Origin of the sequence: Geobacillus thermopakistaniensis (assembly GCF_000498995.1) — a bacterium.
In the GTDB taxonomy this organism is placed as follows: domain Bacteria; phylum Bacillota; class Bacilli; order Bacillales; family Anoxybacillaceae; genus Geobacillus; species Geobacillus thermoleovorans.
Genome location: NZ_AYSF01000013.1, coordinates 1 through 18,469, shown reverse-complemented (window position 1 = coordinate 18,469; position 18,469 = coordinate 1). Strand labels below are relative to the sequence as shown.

General features: G+C 50.6%; 19 protein-coding genes and 1 pseudogene. 14 read left to right on the top strand and 6 right to left on the bottom strand.

The window, feature by feature from the left end; translation table 11 throughout:
• Positions 1 to 67 precede the first annotated feature (67 nt).
• Together T260_RS136700 and T260_RS136705 are read right to left on the bottom strand one after the other, a co-directional pair.
• Positions 68 to 721: a PspA/IM30 family protein gene (locus tag T260_RS136700; protein WP_023633344.1), complete on the bottom strand. Its 654-nt coding sequence runs from the start codon at positions 719 to 721 to the stop codon at positions 68 to 70.
• Positions 681 to 1,205 carry a hypothetical protein gene (locus T260_RS136705; RefSeq protein WP_023633343.1) on the bottom strand — a complete coding sequence of 175 codons (525 nt, stop codon included), beginning with the start codon at positions 1,203 to 1,205 and terminating at the stop codon, positions 681 to 683. Before T260_RS136705 ends, T260_RS136700 begins: the two co-directional genes overlap by 41 nt.
• Before the next feature lie 199 nt (positions 1,206 to 1,404).
• Here T260_RS136705 and T260_RS136710 point away from each other — a divergent pair, with 199 nt between their 5' ends.
• The gene (locus tag T260_RS136710; RefSeq protein ID WP_011229832.1) at positions 1,405 to 1,728 is read left to right on the top strand and encodes a hypothetical protein; all 324 of its coding nucleotides are present in this window, start codon (positions 1,405 to 1,407) and stop codon (positions 1,726 to 1,728) included.
• A 384-nt stretch (positions 1,729 to 2,112) separates the two neighbouring features.
• Here the strand turns inward: T260_RS136710 and T260_RS1000000141125 are convergent, their stop codons facing one another.
• From T260_RS1000000141125 to T260_RS136720, 3 genes are all read right to left on the bottom strand, one after another.
• Positions 2,113 to 4,755, bottom strand: a complete 2,643-nt coding sequence (locus tag T260_RS1000000141125) for a YhgE/Pip domain-containing protein (RefSeq protein WP_023633342.1) — start codon at positions 4,753 to 4,755, stop codon at positions 2,113 to 2,115.
• Between the two features lie 653 nt (positions 4,756 to 5,408).
• Entirely contained in the window at positions 5,409 to 6,782 is a 1,374-nt protein-coding gene (locus T260_RS136715) for a sensor histidine kinase (protein ID WP_023633341.1), read from the bottom strand.
• Positions 6,763 to 7,434, bottom strand: coding sequence for a response regulator transcription factor (locus T260_RS136720; protein ID WP_011229836.1), 672 nt, complete (start codon positions 7,432 to 7,434; stop codon positions 6,763 to 6,765). The genes T260_RS136715 and T260_RS136720 overlap by 20 nt, the downstream gene beginning before the upstream one ends.
• Positions 7,435 to 7,607: 173 nt before the next feature.
• On the opposite strand from T260_RS136720, the gene T260_RS136725 reads away from it, so the two are divergent.
• The 6 genes from T260_RS136725 to T260_RS136735 all read left to right on the top strand — a co-directional run bounded on the left by T260_RS136725 (position 7,608) and on the right by T260_RS136735 (position 11,393).
• Positions 7,608 to 8,813 (top strand): S1C family serine protease, encoded by a 1,206-nt coding sequence (locus T260_RS136725; protein ID WP_023633340.1) that lies wholly within the window; start codon positions 7,608 to 7,610, stop codon positions 8,811 to 8,813.
• A 71-nt stretch (positions 8,814 to 8,884) separates the two neighbouring features.
• On the top strand, positions 8,885 to 9,226 hold the full coding sequence (locus T260_RS0119470; RefSeq protein ID WP_031212124.1) for a zinc ribbon domain-containing protein: 342 nt from the start codon (positions 8,885 to 8,887) through the stop codon (positions 9,224 to 9,226).
• Between the two features lie 120 nt (positions 9,227 to 9,346).
• The gene (locus tag T260_RS136730; protein ID WP_023633339.1) at positions 9,347 to 9,583 is read left to right on the top strand and encodes a hypothetical protein; all 237 of its coding nucleotides are present in this window, start codon (positions 9,347 to 9,349) and stop codon (positions 9,581 to 9,583) included.
• Between the two features lie 36 nt (positions 9,584 to 9,619).
• Complete coding sequence (locus T260_RS1000000140140; protein WP_236620403.1) at positions 9,620 to 10,366, top strand: hypothetical protein; 747 nt, start codon at positions 9,620 to 9,622, stop codon at positions 10,364 to 10,366.
• 125 nt (positions 10,367 to 10,491) lie between these two features.
• Positions 10,492 to 11,007, top strand: coding sequence for a hypothetical protein (locus tag T260_RS1000000140135; RefSeq protein ID WP_223812544.1), 516 nt, complete (start codon positions 10,492 to 10,494; stop codon positions 11,005 to 11,007).
• Entirely contained in the window at positions 11,004 to 11,393 is a 390-nt protein-coding gene (locus T260_RS136735; RefSeq protein WP_011229842.1) for an Mpo1-like protein, read from the top strand. Before T260_RS1000000140135 ends, T260_RS136735 begins: the two co-directional genes overlap by 4 nt.
• A gap of 136 nt (positions 11,394 to 11,529) precedes the next feature.
• On the opposite strand, the gene T260_RS136740 is transcribed toward T260_RS136735, so the two are convergent.
• On the bottom strand, positions 11,530 to 12,396 hold the full coding sequence (locus tag T260_RS136740; RefSeq protein ID WP_023633338.1) for an Rpn/YhgA-type helix-turn-helix domain-containing protein: 867 nt from the start codon (positions 12,394 to 12,396) through the stop codon (positions 11,530 to 11,532).
• A gap of 213 nt (positions 12,397 to 12,609) precedes the next feature.
• Here T260_RS136740 and T260_RS136745 point away from each other — a divergent pair, with 213 nt between their 5' ends.
• The 7 genes and pseudogenes from T260_RS136745 to T260_RS1000000140125 all read left to right on the top strand — a co-directional run bounded on the left by T260_RS136745 (position 12,610) and on the right by T260_RS1000000140125 (position 18,131).
• On the top strand, positions 12,610 to 13,149 hold the full coding sequence (locus T260_RS136745; RefSeq protein ID WP_023633337.1) for an NfeD family membrane protein: 540 nt from the start codon (positions 12,610 to 12,612) through the stop codon (positions 13,147 to 13,149).
• A gap of 22 nt (positions 13,150 to 13,171) precedes the next feature.
• On the top strand, positions 13,172 to 14,689 hold the full coding sequence (floT, locus tag T260_RS136750; protein WP_011229845.1) for a flotillin lipid rafts scaffold protein FloT: 1,518 nt from the start codon (positions 13,172 to 13,174) through the stop codon (positions 14,687 to 14,689).
• A 142-nt stretch (positions 14,690 to 14,831) separates the two neighbouring features.
• Positions 14,832 to 15,752, top strand: coding sequence for a diacylglycerol kinase (locus tag T260_RS136755; protein ID WP_011229846.1), 921 nt, complete (start codon positions 14,832 to 14,834; stop codon positions 15,750 to 15,752).
• Positions 15,753 to 15,829: 77 nt separating this feature from the next.
• Positions 15,830 to 17,203, top strand: coding sequence for a 23S rRNA (uracil(1939)-C(5))-methyltransferase RlmD (gene rlmD / locus T260_RS136760; RefSeq protein WP_023633336.1), 1,374 nt, complete (start codon positions 15,830 to 15,832; stop codon positions 17,201 to 17,203).
• 37 nt (positions 17,204 to 17,240) lie between these two features.
• Positions 17,241 to 17,366 (top strand): annotated as a pseudogene (locus tag T260_RS1000000140130) (DUF4351 domain-containing protein); the annotation flags it as partial.
• Positions 17,367 to 17,753: 387 nt separating this feature from the next.
• Positions 17,754 to 17,921: a hypothetical protein gene (locus T260_RS1000000139885; RefSeq protein WP_023633335.1), complete on the top strand. Its 168-nt coding sequence runs from the start codon at positions 17,754 to 17,756 to the stop codon at positions 17,919 to 17,921.
• A gap of 12 nt (positions 17,922 to 17,933) precedes the next feature.
• Positions 17,934 to 18,131, top strand: coding sequence for a hypothetical protein (locus tag T260_RS1000000140125; protein ID WP_227016103.1), 198 nt, complete (start codon positions 17,934 to 17,936; stop codon positions 18,129 to 18,131).
• Positions 18,132 to 18,469: the final 338 nt, after the last annotated feature.

Below are 18,469 nucleotides of genomic sequence, written 5' to 3'. Positions count from 1 at the left end.
CCCTGAACAAACACCATCCCCCTTGCCTGCCCGGCAAGGGGGTCATCTATGTCAAAGGGGGAGGGGATTAGGCGTTATTGGCTTGGGCTTCCTTCCATTTCGCTAATTCACGTTCCACTTCTTCCTCAAACGGCACGGGGGACAACGCAGCATTCGTACCGAACCGGGCGGCGGCCGCTTCGGCTTCTAAGGCGATGACGCGCTCTTCCATGCGGGCGAAGCCGCGCAGCGCCTCATCGGCAGAAAACGAAGCGAGCGCCGTGTCGATTTGTTTCAACGCTTGAGCGGCGTTCACCCGCGCCGCGAGCTCGAGCTGCTTGGCGGCGAGTTCGTCGTACCGTTCGCGTAGTTGGTTCAAGCGATTGGCGACCTCAACTGTTTTCGCTTTGATGGCTTCGTATTGTTGTTTGTACGCCTCCAGCTTTTTCTCGTACAACAGTTTATCACGCAGCGCCAGTTTGGCGACCGATTCTTCGTTGCGCTCGAGCGCCAGTTTCGCTTGGCGGCTTCGTTTCTCAATGGTCGCTTCGGCTTGGGCGATGAGCGTCTCATAGCGCCGCTCGGCGACCCATTGTTGGGTGAGCGCTTGGCGGCCTTGTTCGAGTTGTTGCTCAAGCTGGCGCAAATATTGTTTCGTCATGGCAACGGGGTCTTCCCAGCGGTCAATTTGTTCATTCGCCTCAGCGAGAATAATCGTTTTGATCCGGCGAAAAATGCCCATGTTGTTTGGCCTCCTTTTGTATTGTTTTTTCCCATTCATCCAACCAATCGACGGGAACGGACGGCAGTGCTGGCGCCCATACTTCGGCAATTGCCGTTTTTCGCGCTTGACGGCGCCCTAAGGTGTACACGGCGGCCAGCGCCAGCAAGATCAGCACCCATTTCGGCAAGATCGCAGCAACGCCTAAAGCGACAAGCGCCCAACCGATCCAGCGCTTCGACCGCGCCGCGGCGAGCCATATCGCCCCCGCGCCCACGAGCAAAAACGGAATGAGCCACCACATGAACAAACCTGCCATCATCCAGCCTTCGCGCGATCCCATGCCGAACTCTCGATGGTGATGTCCGAATCCATCGTGCACGCCGGCAAATGGAACGCCCGGACGGCCGTGCGCCATCACTTCATGCGGCGTCAGAACATGAAACGCGCTCCATCCAACGAGAGCAGCGAGCGCGATGAATAGGAACGTTTTTGCCTTTTTCACATCGTCACCTCCTTTTTTCGGCAGTGGACTGGCTTACGGTTTGTATTGTAGAGGGGGAAGGAGAAAATTAGGTGAAAAGCGAACATTTTTTTGAAGGATTTTTGAGTATATCATGAATAGGGGATCCGCCGCGAGATGGACGATGATTTTGACGGGCATCTGTTTTTTCTGACATTGTGGGGACGAAGGAGGGGAAGACGTGGTTCGGTCGTATGGGCTTGATGTTGGCGGCGCTTTGTTTGTGTTCTTGTTTTCCTTTTTGTTTCCGACGTTTGATGTCGGATATTATGCGTACGGCTCGTTTCTCGGATTCGCCATCGGCTCGTTGATCGTCGGCTTGGCGAGAATTCGATGGAATCCGCATGCGCGGTTGGGTGGCGCTCTAATCGGTTTGTTCCTCATCATCGCGATCTCTGTCATCATCATCCGCCTGTTTCCCATCGAAATCCGAGATGTCGGAGACTTGGTCATGCCCTATGTCAATGCCATCGTGAATGCGTGTTTTTGTTGCAACTTGTTCTAGGGGCTGTATAATTTCACCGTATGTTTCTAAAATCTTTCCCGATTTTTTATCGACTAGGCTAAAGGATTTTTTATCTCGCTTTTCAGAATAACGTTTTGGCCAACACGACTAGCGATGGCAATCTTTTTTGACCATCGTTAGTCGTTCCGTATCATGTTAGACGTAGATGCTCTCATCCATGTCCATATCCGTCAAGTTCAGCGTTAAAAATCGCTCTATCCATACATAGTGTTTGTGCCATGGGATGAAGAAAAGAATATTTCTCATTTTAGGCATGGGACTGACTCAAAAGGAAATTCATTTGATATCAGAACGAAAAAATCCTCCCGATTTTCGTCGGGAGGGTGCGAAATGTGAGGTGAAAAATAAAGCTTCTGAAGCATATTATGCCTCAGAAGCTTGTTCGACGGCTGTTGCAAATCGCCGGCGATGTTGCATCGTAAAATACGCCATCGTTCCAACCATCATGGCGACGATAAACAGCAGCAACTTACCGATGTTTTCCCACATAAATGAGAAATCGCCGCTTGAGATGACCGCTTTGAATCCGAAAACAGAATAGGTCATTGGGAGCCATGCGTTAAAATGCTGCAACGAACGCGGAATGAGCTCGAGCGGGAACGTTCCGGCGCTTGTTGTTAATTGCAAAATTAATACGACAATCCCAATAAACCGTCCCGGATCCCCGAAGGTTGTGACGAGAAATTGAATGACAGATAAAAAGGCAATGCTTGTGACAACGCTAAACAAGATAAAGAACGGAACGCTTTTCACTTGTAAGTCAAGTCCGTAAAGCAATACGCTATCGGCCAGAAGCGCTTGAAAAATCCCAACCCCAATGAGCACACCAAATTTTGCAAAAAACCAATGAAATGGCGAACGTGGAACCGCTGCTGGTTCGCGAAGCGGGAAGACAATCGAGAGTAAAAGCGCCCCAACAAACAAGCCTAACGACAAGAAATATGGTGTAAATCCTGTTCCGTAGTTTGGCACTTCATTCACTTTTTCATTTTTTACTTTCACCGGTTCTGCAAACATGTCGTATACGTCTTTATTTGCTTTTACGTCGCTTGCTTTTTTGGCCCCTTCTTTTAACTGATCCGCTAGTTCTTCCGAGCCGTCTGTCAGTCGATTCATACCATCTTGCAAATGCCTTGTCCCACTCGTTAATTCATTCATTCCGTTTGCTAGTTGCTGCGAACCATCCGCCAATTGATGGGCGCCGTCTTGCAGCCGATCAGCTCCTTGAGCAAGCACTTGCAGACCAGAGGTCAGTGTTTGGCCGCCCTTCGCGAGTTTGTCAGCTCCTTGTTCCGCTTCTTTCATTTTTTCGTGCAACGTGTTCATGCCTGCAACAAGCTTTTCTTGGCCGTTCAAGAGTGCATTGGCGCCATTGACAAGCTGCTGTTGTCCAGAAAGCAGTTCGTCGACCCCACGGTCGAGAGCAATATGCCCTTCATGCAGCTGTTTCGCCCCGCTGTTTAACGACGCTGCTCCTGATTGTAATGCTTTGGCTCCATCGTTTAACTGCGCAATGCCGTTTTCGACTTGTTTGCTTCCGAATGATAATTTCTCAACATTTTCCTTTAGCCGCTCATACACCGCCTTTTGTGTCGGATCGGGGGTTTGAGCAATGAGTGCATCAAGCTGCGCCGCTAACTGTTCAAGCCCGCCTGTTACTTGGGTCGCCCCTGTTTGAACCCGAGCCGCCCCTTGTTGCCATTGCGCAAGCGATGATGCTAGCTTTTCGGCTCCCCCGCTTAATTGTTCCGAACCTTGCAAAAGCTGCGGCATGCGGGCATCGAGTGTTTGCATTCCTTCATATACGCGTTTTGCACCGGAAGCAAGATTTGCGGTTCCCTCTTGCGCCTGTTTTGCTCCGTCAAGCAGCTGCCCTTGCCCGTCGACCATGTGTTTCATCCCGTTGTCAAGCATTTGAACCCCTGCTTGAACTTGCGTGGAACCATTGACTGCTTGATTCAATCCGTCAGTAAAGGCCATGGANATTACGTACGGTGACTGGAGTTCAGACGTGTGCTCTTCCGATCTCATACGCCGGCAAATCGCCGATGTTCGACATGATGCCTTCGTCATCCAATATGTTTTCCAGCAGCTCATGCTCCCGCGTCGGGTACACACGTACGTGTCTGCCATGCAAATCGACGGCCGCGAAATTTTCCAAGTCTTCGACATAAAAAACGTGCCGAAAACTCCGTCAAGCAGCTGCCCTTGCCCGTCGACCATGTGTTTCATCCCGTTGTCAAGCATTTGAACCCCTGCTTGAACTTGCGTGGAACCATTGACTGCTTGATTCAATCCGTCAGTAAAGGCCATGGATTTTTCGGCAAGTGTCGCTAAATGATGATGCAAATCTTTGGATCCATCCTCCGCTTTTTTCATTCCATCATACAGTTTGTTTGTTCCATTTTTTGCCTCGCCGAGACCATCATGTAATTGTTTGGCTCCATCGCTCGCTTTTGTTAACCCGTCTGCTAATGTTTGAATGTTTTCAAACATATTTTCTGCGTACGTTTCCGTTAACGTTTTGGCTACTTCTGTTTTGATTTTTTCAACCGCTGTTCCGCCAATTTGGGCTGATAAAAAGTTAAATCCTTCATTGGGCTTGTAAATAAGTTGAAGTTTTTTCGGGTGATCGTCTTGCAACGTCGTCGCATTTTGTGAAAAATCTTCAGGGATTTGAATGAGCATATAGTACTTTTGTTCTTTTAATCCTTTTTCCCCTTCATGTTCGTTTACAAAATGCCAGTTAAACTGTTTTTTTTCTTTTAACTTTTCAACAAGATCATCGCCGAGATGAAACGCTTTCCCCTCAAACGTTGTCCCCTTGTCTTTGTTTACCACGGCGACAGGAAGTTCGTCCAAATGATCGTATGGATCCCAAAACGCCCATAAAAACATGCCGCTGTATAGAAGCGGAATAAATAAGACAGCTATAATCGGAATCAGTGTTTTCCGATTGGATGCAACTGCTTTCCATTCCTGCATCCATAATTGAAATGCACGCACATGCGGAACCTCCTTTTTAATAATATTGACCGATTTGTCCATTTAGTCATTTTTTTGTAAAAAAGAGAAGGATGGTCATGGAGACAATCCTTTTTACCGATATCAGCCGAACCGTTGGGCAATCTTTTGTTGAAACAATGGTTCGCGTTCCTTCCCCCAATCAACGTTTAAAGTCATGTGCCATTCACTCTGATGAGTTGTTGCATCAATCATTTGTTTCTTTTTATCTAACAGGGGCGTTCATCTTTTTGACCAAATGGACGTTTCGGTCATTTCGTTTTATATCTTATCATAAACAATACCTGCATGCAACAAGCAGAAATGATTCATTCATGTTTGAAGTGCGATAAAATATAAAGCCCATCGTTCATCTATAAAATTTCCGATTTTCCGTTTTCATCTTCCATACAAGCTGAGTGTGAAACGTGGCGAGTAGCCAGCTGAATGCAAAATCAATTTCATCATGTTCAAAAAGAAGGCGCGCCTTGCCGCCTATCAATGACAGCGCGCCGCAAGATCTAAAAGGCTGGTGATTTAGTACAAAATGCTGCTAGTTCCATCTATTTCCCAATTAGAAAAACCTTGCGAAATCATCCTTCTTTTTTGGCGAAATGCCGCTGATTTGCTCGTGACAGCCGTTTTTCACCGGCCTTCTAAGCAGGCAGACGGACAAGAAACTCCGACCCTTGCCCGAGTTGGCTTTGGACGTGGATCGTGCCGCCGTGAGCCTCGACGATCCACTTAGCAATCGACAGCCCAAGGCCGTGGCCGCCTTGTTGGCGCGAGCGCGTTTTGTCGACGCGGTAAAAGCGGTCGAAAATGCGGCCGATGTCTTCAGGCGGGATGCCGATGCCGGTGTCTTTGACAGAAAGGATGAACTGCTTCGGCTCGGTGCGGATCGATAGCGTCACGTCTCCGCCTTCCGGGGTGTATTTGATCGCGTTGTCAAGCAAAATGTACAGCAGCTGCGTCAATTTGTCCGGGTCGGCGGTGACAATCGCCTGTTCTGGGGCGTGAAAATGCATCGTGATCTGCTTTTTCGCCGCGAGTTCCGACACGAGCTGAAACGTGCGCTCGGCGTGCGGGCGAAAATCAAACGTCTGTTTCGAAAGCTCCAACGCGGCGTTCTTCGCATCGGCACGGGCGAGCGTTAACAAATCGTTCATCAGTTTCGTGATCCGCTTCAACTCTTCGCGCAGGCGGTCGAGCAGGCGGTGGGCGAAGTCGTTTTTCATCACATCCTCTTCCAACGCGAGCGCCTCCACGGACGAGAAGACGACGCTCAGCGGCGTCCGCAGTTCGTGCGAGGCGTCAGCGACGAACTGGCGCTGCCGCTCGTATGCTTCTTCAATCGGGATGAGCGCTCGCTTGGACATAAAGTAGCTGAGCGCCACCCCGACGGCGAGAAACAGAACGGCCAGGCCGATGAGCACAACGAGCAGCCAATGGAACACCCCGAAAAACGACGTGACGTCCATCCCGATATAAAGCATGCCGGCAAAATCCCCATGAATGATAAGCGGATAGGCAACAGCGAGCACCCGCCAGTCGCGGGCGGCGGCGCGGGCGAGGCCGGGCATATGCTCGGGCAGCGACACGGTCACATATACAGGGGTGCGCTCGCCTGTGTCCATGCGGGACAAGACGTTCAAAAAATACGGGCGCAGGCGCGGATGAATTTCATCCCCAGCAAGCAGATCGCCGTTTGGGCCGATTACGTAAAAGAAAAGTTGATCTTCACTAAGCAGGACGACGCTTTCGTCATGAAACAAGTCAAAATCGCTCTGCTTCAGTAAAAACTGCTCGATCGTATTCGCCTCTTGCTCGGCGAGGCGGGTGATGCGCCGCTCTTGATCGGACGTGGTGATCCAGTAAAACAGTGCAGCGGCGATTAGGATAAACAAGGCGAGAAACAAGGTGAAAATGCCGCTATAGAGCGCTGTCAGCCGCCAATGGGCGCGGCGGAATAAGTCGGCGCTTTCTAAGCGGCGCAGCCAGTCGCGCCATTCATTCCATCGATTTATCAATTTTATATCCCACCCCGCGCACCGTTTGAATGACATCGTCTTTCAACTTTTTGCGCAATAGTTTGATCGTTGCATCGATCGTTTTCATCGACACATCCGCATCCCACCCCCAGACGCGGTCCAAAATCGTCTCCCGCGGAACGACTTGGCCTTGGTTTTGCACGAGCAGGTCAAGGAGCTGAAATTCGCGCGGGGTGAGGAAAATTTCCTCATCGCCGCGGTGCAGCGTATGGCTTGTCCGGTTCAATGTGAAGCCGTGAAACGTCACTTTTTCCTCTTGGAGCGGGACGAACGTGCGCCGGGCGAGCGCTTTTAAGCGCGCGACGAGCTCATCGATTTCAAACGGCTTGACCAAATAGTCATCCGCCCCGGCTTCAAGCCCGGTGACGCGGTCTTGCACCGCGTCTTTCGCCGTCAGCATCAAAATCGCACCCGTATAGCCGTTTTGCCGCAGGCGGCTGCAAATGTTCACCCCATCGCCGTTTGGAAGCATCCAATCGAGCACGACGACGTCGTAAAACTCCGCCATCGCGTAATCGTATGCGTCTTCGCCCTCTTGAACCCAATCGATATGGTCGATTCCTTTCTTTTTTAATAAGTGCACAATCAACTCCCCTAAATGGAGATCATCTTCCGCAAGCAAAATTTTCATCGTCTTTCCTCCCGTTCCAGCTTCCTTATTTTTATCATACCAAACATCCGTGAAAAAACGGTGAAAAAGCTGTGCGCTTGGCTTCGCTCGCTAATGGAAGGGAAGGAATTTCACCATTTTTTCACTTTCCATGGTTATGATGATAGGCGAAGAGGAAAAGGAGGAGATGACAAATGGACATGATGCCATTTGAACCAACACCCACTCCGCAGCCGAAACGCCGCGGCCGCTTCGTATCGTGGCTTGCCGCTTCTGTCGCTGGAGCGGTGATCGGCAGCGCGGCGACATGGTATGTAGCGCCGAAATGGATTTACGGGGAAACCCATTCCCAAACGGAAGCGGCGGAAACGACCGCAAAAAGCGAGGCGCTGCCATTGCAGCCGACGGCGAACGTCAAAACGAATATGATTGACGCCATTAACAAAGTGGCCGATGCGGTCGTCGGGGTCGTCAACATTCAGAAGCAAGTGGACTTTTTCTCTGATCAAGCACAAGATACCGAAGCGGGAACGGGTTCGGGCGTCATCTTTAAAAAAGAAGGCAATGTGGCCTACATTGTGACGAACAACCATGTCATTGAAGGAGCGAACAAAGTGGAGGTGGCGCTCCCGAACGGCAAAAAAGTGAAAGCCGACATCGTCGGCGCGGATGCACTCACTGACCTCGCCGTCTTGAAAATCCCAGCCAATGGCGTAACGAAAGTGGCGAGCTTCGGCGACTCGTCGAAGGTAAAAATCGGCGAACCCGTGGCGGCCATCGGCAACCCGCTTGGTCTTGATTTGTCGCGGACGGTGACGGAAGGCATCGTCAGCGGCAAACGGACGATGCCGGTGTCCACCTCAGCGGGCGACTGGGAGATTGACGTCATCCAGACGGATGCGGCAATCAACCCGGGCAACAGCGGTGGGGCGCTCATTAACAGCGCAGGTCAAGTGATCGGCATCAACAGCATGAAAATCGCGGAAACGGGCGTCGAAGGGCTCGGCTTTGCCATCCCGAGCGAAAACGTCAAGCCGATCGTCGAACAGCTCATGAAAGACGGCAAAATCAAACGCCCGTACCTTGGCGTCCAGCTCGTCGATGTGGCCGATTTGTCCGATGAAGTCCGCGCTGATGAACTGAAATTGCCGTCCAACGTGACATATGGTGCGGCCATCACGTCGGTCGAACCGTTCTCGCCGGCGGCCGATGCCGGGTTGAAGTCAAAAGACGTCATCGTCGCCATCAACGGCGACAAAATCGACAGCGTCAGCGCCTTGCGCAAATATTTGTATACGAAAACATCGGTGGGCGATCGCATCAAACTGACGATCTATCGCGATGGGTTTGAGACGACCGTATCGGTCACCTTAAAAGCGAGAGACAGCAGCCAATCGTAAGAAACAGCGCCTCTTTTCAGCCGAAGCGGCTGGAAAGAGGCGATTTTCATTTTCGTGTGGAGCGCTTGCTCATGATGCTGGAGTATAAAGCGAAAGGAGACGGCTGTACGTTGATCCGTGTCGTCAGCACTTTGTATCGAGTCTGCTCATATTGCGAGAGCTGGCATGACGACGCGCAGCCGCTGCATGTCCGAGAGTGGGTGCGCCCGCAATGCAGGGCGCACCATGACCCGGATCATAACGCCGCTCGGAATGATGTTGAAGGAAGGGCTTCGTTTGCTGTCGTCACAAGGCAGCCGAACCGTGGGACGCACGGGGGCGGCTTGGCTGGCAGCCTGCCGTGGGGCGGGTATTTCCAAGAATTCCCCAACTCTAAGCGTGAGCGCAGATGGGAGAGTGTTCGTCCCCTCTAATTTTTGTGAATATATGACTATTTTTCCATTAGTAATAAATACTCTTTTTTTTTTTTTTTTTGAATTTCTAATAGAATTTTAATTACAAATATATTCATTTAACGGAGGTGTTTGTATTTTATGAAAAAATCTGCCTTGCTCTCTCCACTTGTCGCTTTGAGCCTCATTTACACATCGGGTGTTTCGTTGACGTATGCTGATTCGGGGGAGAAAGCAGATAAGGTAAAACTCCAGATGGAACAAGAAATGGACAAGAAACAGCTAGAAGAGCGTCAGGAAATCAGAAATTTAATCAATGAACCTGTTGATCAGGGGGAAAATCTCTCCATAAAGAAGGAAACGTGCTCCATTTCATAGAACATTACAACCATCAAGGCTGGAAGGGGATTCAATATGGGCCCAAGTGCACCGCTATGGATGTCAATGTTGTACTACCTCATGTGCACCGCGACGTTGCTCGCCGGTGTGGTGATGCTGGTGAAAGGAACGGTTCGCCGCTTGTATTCGCTCGCTGCGGTGCTTGCGGTGCCGCTCTTTTTTCTGAACAATTTTCACACGATCGCCAGGGTCGGTGTCGATCCGTTCGACTATTGGCAGCAATCCCTTATCGAAGGGCAATGGTGGGCGTGGCTGTCGCTTGCGTTGTTCCTTTACATCGTATGGTACTGGGGATTGCTTGTCCAGCGCATAGGAGGTAAAAAGGAAGGGCAGGCTTGGTGGAAGCGGCAGAGATGGATATGGGTTGTGCTGGCGGCAGCCGCGCCTGTCATCGTATATTGGGTGCAGAACATTGACAATTCCGTTGTCTCCTCGGTGCGGACGTACGAACCGTCCAACGCTCATTTGCCGCACGGTCCGTCAGCGCGTATTTTCTTTTTGTATTCTCACCCGTTGGAGCGGGAGTCATATATCGTGGAGGCGGACGAACATCATGTGCGCAAAGTGGTGACGCTGAAAGCAGTTGGAATCTCTCACCTTTCGCCCGCTTCTTCAACAAAGGAACTGTTGTTGTGGTCCGATTATACAGGAAAGTATGTGTATCGACTAAATCCAGACACATGGACGGTTGTCGATCAAAAGCGGTCTCCAGCCCTCTTTCCTTTGCCTCATTGGAGGGAGAGTGGGATATTCGTTCGCTGAACCAAGATGTAAAAACCAATAAACTAGAAGTAAGAAAAGAGGGAAAATTGTTATTTTCTAAACGATTCCCTCCCTACGTTCTTCAAGTTTTGCACGTAGCGCCGTATTTCTATGTGTTCGCCGATGTGATTGAAAAGGAACAAGGCGTATTGTATGTGATCGATCAACGCGGTGAGGTCGTGAAAGAAATTCCGTTGCTCACTTCCTCCGCCCGATCGATGGCGGCTTTCCGCAACTACCTTGTCATCGCCACGAAACCTCGTCTCACAATCATTGATCCGCATTCATGGCGAGTGACATATTGGGACATGGGGCAAGAGGAAACACGATTCGATCAGCTCCAAGTGAAAGGAGACGCGCTGTGGGTGAGCTATGTCCAGAGGGAAAAGTCGGGGTGGATTGCTTTGAACGATCAGTTCAAGCTGATCGAAAAGCATGAACTGCCTTCTGTGTACTGGGAAGCACGGTTTCACGGCGATTATGTGTATATATTGTTCGAGCCGCAGGAGGGGAACAAGGCGGACAATGCAGGAGAAATGAACATCTTCCAGCTGCGTACGGCCCAACTTGCCGCCAAGTTTACTGTGCCGAAACAAAAGCACAACTTGCAGACATTTTACGTGATGGATGAAATACAATGATAGTGCAGGAGATGACGGCAAGGGGGGAGAGGGACATACAATTCCGAGACTATGAAGAATTTTGGCCGTTCTATTTGACCCAGCATCGCAAACGAGCGACGCGGCGCTGGCATTTTGTCGGAACGAGCTTTGTCTTTTTGTTCATCATCATCGCGGCTGTAACGGGAAACGCATGGTGGCTGCTTGGCGCGCCGATTGCCGCCTACACGCTCGCTTGGTTCAGCCACTTTTTCATCGAAGGAAACAAACCCGCCACCTTCGGCCATCCGCTTTGGTCGCTTCGAGCTGATTTTCACATGTACGGGCTGATGCTTGCGGGACGCTTGGGGCGTGAGCTTGAGCGGATTGGGCTTTCAGAGGATCGGGATGTCAGCCAAAATGGATAAGAATCACGTTGAGAGGCCTTTCTCCCGACTGATTTCTTCTATCAGTGATTGTCGTCGATCCTCAAGGCTTTTGAGGGATCGAAGGACGACGACAATCCGGGATGAAATATCAGGGAGAAAGGCCTTTGTCCCCGCATTACTTCTTCATTTGTTTAATCTTTTCAAGCGGCAGCCCGGTCAGTTCATGAATCGTGTCGGCATCATATCCTTTTGCCAACATTCGTTTCGCAACATCCATCTTTGCTTTTTCCATTCCTTTCTCCATTCCTTTCTCCATGCCTTTCTTCTCGTATGAAACGATGAGTTCCATGACTTTGGCAGCCTCCTTCTCCTCCATTGTATTCACCTCATTTCGCAGTCGGATTTCTTCTTCATCCGATAACCGCAAATATGTTTCGAAAAAGCCGAACAACAGACGCTGTTTCGCCTCATCGAGCTCGAGGCGGGTGAGCATGCGCAAAAATTCCTTTTTCACTTCCACCTTCTCATCTTCATTATACCCCATTTTGCTTAACAGGGCGGCGGCGACCGGGTTGTCATGGCGGATGTACTCGCGCCACGGGAGTTTGCGCAATTCGATGGCCAAAAAACGGAAATCGAGAACAGCCCAAAACGGAAACTCCACAGTGAAAGAGGAAGGTTCATTACGGATGGCGTCATAGCTGAAGATAGCGATCGGAAGAATACGGCGGCGGTGTTTTTGAAATAAACGGCTGAAATAAATGAACATTCGCTCCGAAAAAGCGGGTTGGATGTAGCTTTGGTGTTCGATGTGGACAATGATCAGTCCATCTTCCCCTTTTAGCTTTGTCTCGATCAATAGATCGACTCGATGTTTTTCCCCTGCAGTAACATCAGTCAACACTTCTTCTGATAAAAAGGAAAGATGGTTAAAGTCAACATGCTCGTATACGCGCGGGAAGAAGAGGAGAACGAATTCTTCAAAAAACGTGCTTAACAACTCTTTAAACAGGCGATCATGGTCAATGCGCGTTTCTGACATGGTCTCCCTCCCTATTTATTTTTGAACTCCCATTTGTTTTATTCGATCCATGCAAGGCAAAATCCTGCCTGATCACAGCTTTTTCACAGAAGTTTTTTGTTCGAAGACAGGAAATAAGAGAAATGCTGTCGAATTTTGATGCTGATGGAAAAATGATGAAACCAACTGATGCTTCGGCCGTATGAATCATTGACGGGAAAGGAGGGGAGGGGGATGTGGTTCGGTCATCCGCCTGAAGTCGTATACGGAGCGGTGTTGGTGGTCAGTGCGCTGCTGACGGTGTTGTATTTTTTCTTCAGCGACGTGCTTGACGGCCTGTTCGATGTAGCCGATCATCCGCTGTTCAGCCCGCAGCTCATTTTATCATTTTTCATCGTCGGCAGCGCGGTCGGGCTGTTGGCGGAAATGTATACGGATTGGGCATCAGGTTCTATCATTTGGCTTAGCATTGGGGTGGCGCTTGTTGCCGTGTTGCTTTTGCACTTTTTCGTTTTTTTGCCGCTCCGCTCGGCCGAGGCGTCGCTTGGGTATACGGACGCCGATTTGGAGGGGGCGCTTGCTAAAGTGATCGTCTCGGTGCCGCCTGACGGGTTGGGCGAAATTCTCATCTCCCGTAAAAGCGGCGCGGTGGCCAAAGCGGCGAAAAGCGCAAATAATGAGGCCATTCCGTCAGGGGAAGAGGTCATCATCGTACAAATGGAAAACGGCGTCGCTGTGGTGGCGAGGCACGATCCGTATCACCTTTCCATCTAAAACAAAGAAAGGGGACCTGTCAATGGTTGCGCCATGGTTGATTGTCATTGGTGTCGTCGTCCTGCTTCTTGTCGGACTCATTGCCATTTTCATCGCCCGCTACCGCACGGTCGGGCCGGATGAGGCGCTTATTGTCACTGGCAGCTATTTAGGAAGCAAAAACGTCCACGTGGACGAATCGGGAAACAAAATTAAAATTGTCCGCGGCGGCGGCACGTTCGTCGTGCCGATTTTCCAGCAGGCCGAGCCGCTTAGTTTATTGTCGATCAAATTGGATGTACAAACGCCGGAAGTGTATACGGAACAAGGCGTGCCCGTGATGGCGGACGGGGTGGCGATCATCAAAGTCGGCAGCTCGATTGGCGAAATCGCGACTGCGGCCGAGCAGTTTTTAGGCAAAACGCGTCAAGACATGGAAAACGAAGCGCGTGAAGTGCTTGAAGGCCATCTTCGCTCCATTCTCGGGTCGATGACGGTTGAAGAAATTTATAAAAACCGCGACAAGTTTTCGCAAGAAGTGCAGCGTGTCGCCTCGCAAGATTTGGCGAAAATGGGGCTTGTCATCGTCTCGTTCACGATCAAAGACGTGCGCGACAAAAACGGTTATCTCGATGCGCTCGGGAAGCCGCGCATCGCCCAAGTGAAGCGCGATGCTGACATCGCCACGGCCGAGGCGGAAAAAGAGACGCGCATCAAGCGGGCTGAAGCAGACAAGGAAGCGCGCAAGGCGGAGCTCGAGCGGCTGACGGAAATCGCGGAGGCGGAGAAAATCAACCAGTTGAAGCTCGCTGAGTTCCGCCGCGAGCAAGACATCGCCAAAGCGCGCGCTGATCAGGCGTACCACCTCGAAGAAGCGAAGGCGAAGCAGGAAGTCATGGCGCAACAAATGCAAATTAAAATCATCGAGCGGCAAAAACAAATCGAGCTGGAAGAAAAAGAAATTTTGCGCCGCGAGCGCCAGTACGATTCGGAAGTGAAGAAAAAAGCCGACGCTGAACGCTATGCGATTGAACAAAAAGCGGCGGCGGAAAAGGCGAAGCAAATCGCCGAAGCCGATGCGCAAAAATACCGCGTCGAAACGCTGGCGAAAGCGGAAGCGGAGCGCATCCGTCTCGACGGGCTGGCGAAAGCCGAGGCCGAGAAAGCAAAAGGGGAGGCAGAAGCGGAAATTATCCGCCTGAAAGGTCTCGCCGAAGCGGAAGCGAAACAAAAAATCGCCGAAGCGTTTGAGCGCTACGGCCAAGCCGCTGTGCTCGACATGATCATCAAGATGCTTCCAGAATATGCAAAACAAGTGGCGAGCCCGCTTGCGAACATCGAGAAGCTGACGATCGTCGACACTGGCTCAGGGGCAGGAGGCGGCGCCAACCGTGTCACGGGCTATGCGACGAACTTAATGGCGAGCTTGCAGGAGACGTTAAAAGCTTCGACGGGCATCGATGTGAAGCAGCTGCTTGAGAATCTCACGACAAGCGGTGCATCATCGGCCGTCACGGCCAAGCCAACCGTTGCCGAAGAGGCGAATGCGAGCCAGTCATGAACATGGTGTGCGGCGCCCTTGATCGAACGAAGGGCGCTTTTTTCGTGGTCATACTTGCGACATTCTTCGGAGTTGCGTATTAAGCATTGTTTCGCTATGATGGGAACGAGTGGAATGGAAAAAAGGAAGTAGGTTGAGGATGATGAAACGAGCTCGAATCATTTATAACCCGACATCAGGGCGCGAGCTGTTTAGGCGCCATTTGCCCGATGTGCTCGTTCGGTTGGAAAAAGCGGGCTATGAAACGTCGTGCCACGCCACCGAGGGTCCGGGAGATGCGACGAAAGCGGCGCGTCAGGCCGTCGAGCGGGAATTTGATCTCGTTGTCGCCGCGGGCGGCGATGGAACGATCAATGAAGTTGTCAACGGCATCGCCGATCAGCCGTATCGGCCGAAACTGGGCGTCATTCCTGTCGGGACGACGAACGATTTCGCCCGCGCCATCGGCGTGCCGCGCTCGATCGAAGGGGCGTGCGAGGTGATCGCCACGGGCGAGCCCGTACCCATTGACATCGGCTGTGTGACGAACGAAGACAAAACACGCTATTTCATCAACATCGCCGGCGGCGGCCGCCTGACGGAGCTCACCTACGAAGTGCCAAGCAAGCTGAAAACGATGCTCGGCCAGCTGGCCTATTACTTAAAAGGGATCGAGATGCTTCCGTCCATCAAGGCGACCGAAGCGCAAATCGAGTACGACGGCAAACTGTTTGAAGGCGAGATTATGATGTTTTTGGTTTCGCTCACGAACTCGGTCGGCGGTTTTGAAAAACTGGCGCCCGATTCGTCGCTCAATGACGGTCTGTTCGATTTCATCATCGTCAAAAAAACGAACTTGGCCGAATTCATTCGCCTTGTCACGCTCGCCGCGCGCGGCGAGCATATCAACGACCCGCATATCATTTACACGAAAGCGAACCGGGTGAAGGTGCGGTCGCCGATGCAGCTAAACTTAGACGGCGAATTCGGGGGCATGCTTCCAGGGGAATTTGTCAATTTGTACCGCCATTTGGAAGTCATCATGCCGAAAGACAAGGCGGAACAAGTGAGAACAGGAAGATGAGCCTGTTCTTTTCTTATGCCTCTAAGCCAATAAGGGAACGCTAACGGTATAAACCGATCGACAGAAAGGAGACGGACATGACCAAGCAGCAAGCACCAGTCGCCAAAAATGAATATTATGACGTCGTATTCACGGATTTGACCCACGACGGTCTCGGAGTGGCGAAAGTCGACGGCTTTCCCTTGTTCGTGAAAAACGCGCTTCCCGGGGAGCGGGCGAACGTAAAAGTCGTCAAAGTGAAAAAAGGCTACGGGTACGGCCGGCTTATCGAGCTGTACGAACCGAGCCCCGACCGCATCGAGCCCCCGTGCCCTGTCTATCGTCAATGCGGCGGCTGCCAGCTGCAGCACCTGAGCTACGAAGGGCAGCTGAAGGCGAAAGAGAAGCAAGTGAAAGAAGTGCTCGCCCGCATCGGCAAGCTTGACGGCGTCACCGTCCATCCCGTCATCGGGATGAAGAACCCATGGCGCTACCGCAACAAGGCGCAAGTGCCGGTCGGCGAGCGCGAAGGGGGCTTGGTCGCGGGCTTTTACAAAGAACGGAGCCATGAGATTATCGATATGGATGCCTGTCTCATTCAACAAGAGAAAAACGATGACGTCGTCCAAGCGGTGAAACGGATCGTCGAGCGCTACGGCATCCCGTCATACGATGAACTCGCCCATCGCGGCGTGCTCCGCCATATTGTCGCCCGCTACGGCGCGGCAACAGGCGAGGTGATGGTCGTGCTTGTCACTCGCACGAACCATTTGCCGCATGAACAAGAGATCGTTCGCTCCATCGTCCGTGAAATCCCGGACGTGACATCGATCGTGCAAAACATCAACCCCGAGCGGACGAACGTCATTTTTGGCGCCAAAACGCGGGTGTTATGGGGGAACGAATACATCACCGATCGCATCGGCGACATCCAATTCGCCATCTCGGCCCGCTCGTTTTATCAAGTTAACCCGGAACAGACGAAAGTGCTGTACGACAAAGCGCTCGAGTACGCTGAGTTGACCGGATCGGAGACGGTCATGGACGCCTACTGCGGCATCGGCACGATCTCGCTCTTTTTAGCGAGAAAAGCGAAGCATGTCTACGGCGTCGAAATCGTTCCCGAAGCGATCGAAGACGCCAAGCGCAACGCCGAGCTGAACGGCATCACAAATGTCACCTTCGAAGTCGGCGCCGCCGAAGACGTCATCCCGCGTTGGTATCAAGAAGGCATCCGCGCTGACTGCTTGGTCGTCGACCCGCCGCGCAAAGGCTGCGACGATTCGCTGCTTGAGACGATCATCGCCATGAAGCCGCCGCGCGTCGTTTACGTCTCGTGCAATCCGGCGACACTCGCCCGCGACTTGCGCATTCTAGAAGACGGCGGTTACGAAACGATCGAAGTCCAGCCGGTCGATATGTTTCCGCATACGGCGCATGTGGAGTGTGTGGCGAAGATTCAGTTGAGATAAGGCAACGGGCCGGTTGATCCGGCCCTGTTGTTTGTAATTTACGATCCAATTTCCGTTCTTTACTGTTCTTGACTTCCGCTTTCTAACGGTGGAATTGCGCAAACTGCCGTGGCAGGAGTACATCCGCCATGACAATCCGGTTGCCGCCTTAGTAAGTAAAGTCCTATAAGACGAGTTATGTTAACTTAAAAATCAAAAGGTTCATATCCCATGTGTCAGCGCCTATCCCTTATATTCATTGATGTGTTTTTGAATGTGAAAAGACACGATGTCAATCATTGAGTCTTTCGATCAAAAAAGAGGTAAATAGGCTATGATGATATTGTGAATATTGAAATGATATGTATTGCGATCATGATAAGACGTGATTCCTCTTCATTGATTTATTCTCTTCTTTGCGTCATTGAGATATATGTTTGTTTACTGTCTTCCCTTTTCCAGATATAATAATGATAAGAACTTGTAGAGTTTGTCCAAAATCCATCATTCTAAATTGTTTTCCCTATGGATATACTGGTACCACCTACATTCTTGATTAGGTGGTGGGAAAATGAAGAAAAAGGAGCGTGAAGACATGACTCCAGCAACAGAAATCAAAAAACCAAGTCTTCAATCATTGATTGAAAGCGGCAAAGTAAAAGTATTTAAAACAGATGATGAAGGCCGGGTTCTTTTGAATCCTGATGATCCAGATGATTTGGAATGGTTTGAAGATTGATGAGGGATCATAATGAACGTCAAGCCTGGAGATATTTATGATGTTTATTTCGGCTTCGAAGATCAACCGGGCGGAAAATTTCGCCCGGTTCTTATTGTGGAGATAGAACATAATATTGCTGCTGCCGTTGCAATCAAAATAACATCAAAAGGACCTAAAGCTCCTCCCACCATACATGATCAATATCGAATTGAGATTCAGTATTATTAGGAAGCGGGATTAACGAAAAAATCATGGGCAAGATGCGAAAAATTCAGGATATTTCCATTATCTGTATTTAATGAGACTAATAAATGTGGCACATTGCATCCTGATGACTTTGAAAGAGTTTACAGTGAATATTGTAAATTACGATTTTTTGAGTGATAGTATAAGTTGAAATCAGGCGTGTTGATTATCCAATAAAATCCAAAGGGTATAGAAAAAAGAGCACCTTTCCTGTAGAATGTGAGTAACGACACAAACAAACCCAGGGGGTGCTCTCTATGAACAAGCATACCACACTCCCGAATTTGATGCAAAAACTTGTTTCGGATGAAGAGATTCAA

Bases quoted from the DNA above. Each gene is read 5' to 3' on its own strand.
- T260_RS136700 (WP_023633344.1), bottom strand. From the start codon at position 721: ATGGGCATTTTTCGCCGGATCAAAACGATTATTCTCGCTGAGGCGAAT.
- T260_RS136720 (WP_011229836.1), bottom strand. From the start codon at position 7,434: ATGAAAATTTTGCTTGCGGAAGATGATCTCCATTTAGGGGAGTTGATT.
- T260_RS136725 (WP_023633340.1), top strand. From the start codon at position 7,608: ATGGACATGATGCCATTTGAACCAACACCCACTCCGCAGCCGAAACGC.
- T260_RS0119470 (WP_031212124.1), top strand. From the start codon at position 8,885: ATGATGCTGGAGTATAAAGCGAAAGGAGACGGCTGTACGTTGATCCGT.
- T260_RS136730 (WP_023633339.1), top strand. From the start codon at position 9,347: ATGAAAAAATCTGCCTTGCTCTCTCCACTTGTCGCTTTGAGCCTCATT.
- T260_RS1000000140140 (WP_236620403.1), top strand. From the start codon at position 9,620: ATGGGCCCAAGTGCACCGCTATGGATGTCAATGTTGTACTACCTCATG.
- T260_RS136735 (WP_011229842.1), top strand. From the start codon at position 11,004: ATGATAGTGCAGGAGATGACGGCAAGGGGGGAGAGGGACATACAATTC.
- T260_RS136740 (WP_023633338.1), bottom strand. From the start codon at position 12,396: ATGTCAGAAACGCGCATTGACCATGATCGCCTGTTTAAAGAGTTGTTA.
- T260_RS136745 (WP_023633337.1), top strand. From the start codon at position 12,610: ATGTGGTTCGGTCATCCGCCTGAAGTCGTATACGGAGCGGTGTTGGTG.
- floT (WP_011229845.1), top strand. From the start codon at position 13,172: ATGGTTGCGCCATGGTTGATTGTCATTGGTGTCGTCGTCCTGCTTCTT.
- T260_RS136755 (WP_011229846.1), top strand. From the start codon at position 14,832: ATGAAACGAGCTCGAATCATTTATAACCCGACATCAGGGCGCGAGCTG.
- rlmD (WP_023633336.1), top strand. From the start codon at position 15,830: ATGACCAAGCAGCAAGCACCAGTCGCCAAAAATGAATATTATGACGTC.
- T260_RS1000000139885 (WP_023633335.1), top strand. From the start codon at position 17,754: ATGAAGAAAAAGGAGCGTGAAGACATGACTCCAGCAACAGAAATCAAA.
- T260_RS1000000140125 (WP_227016103.1), top strand. From the start codon at position 17,934: ATGAACGTCAAGCCTGGAGATATTTATGATGTTTATTTCGGCTTCGAA.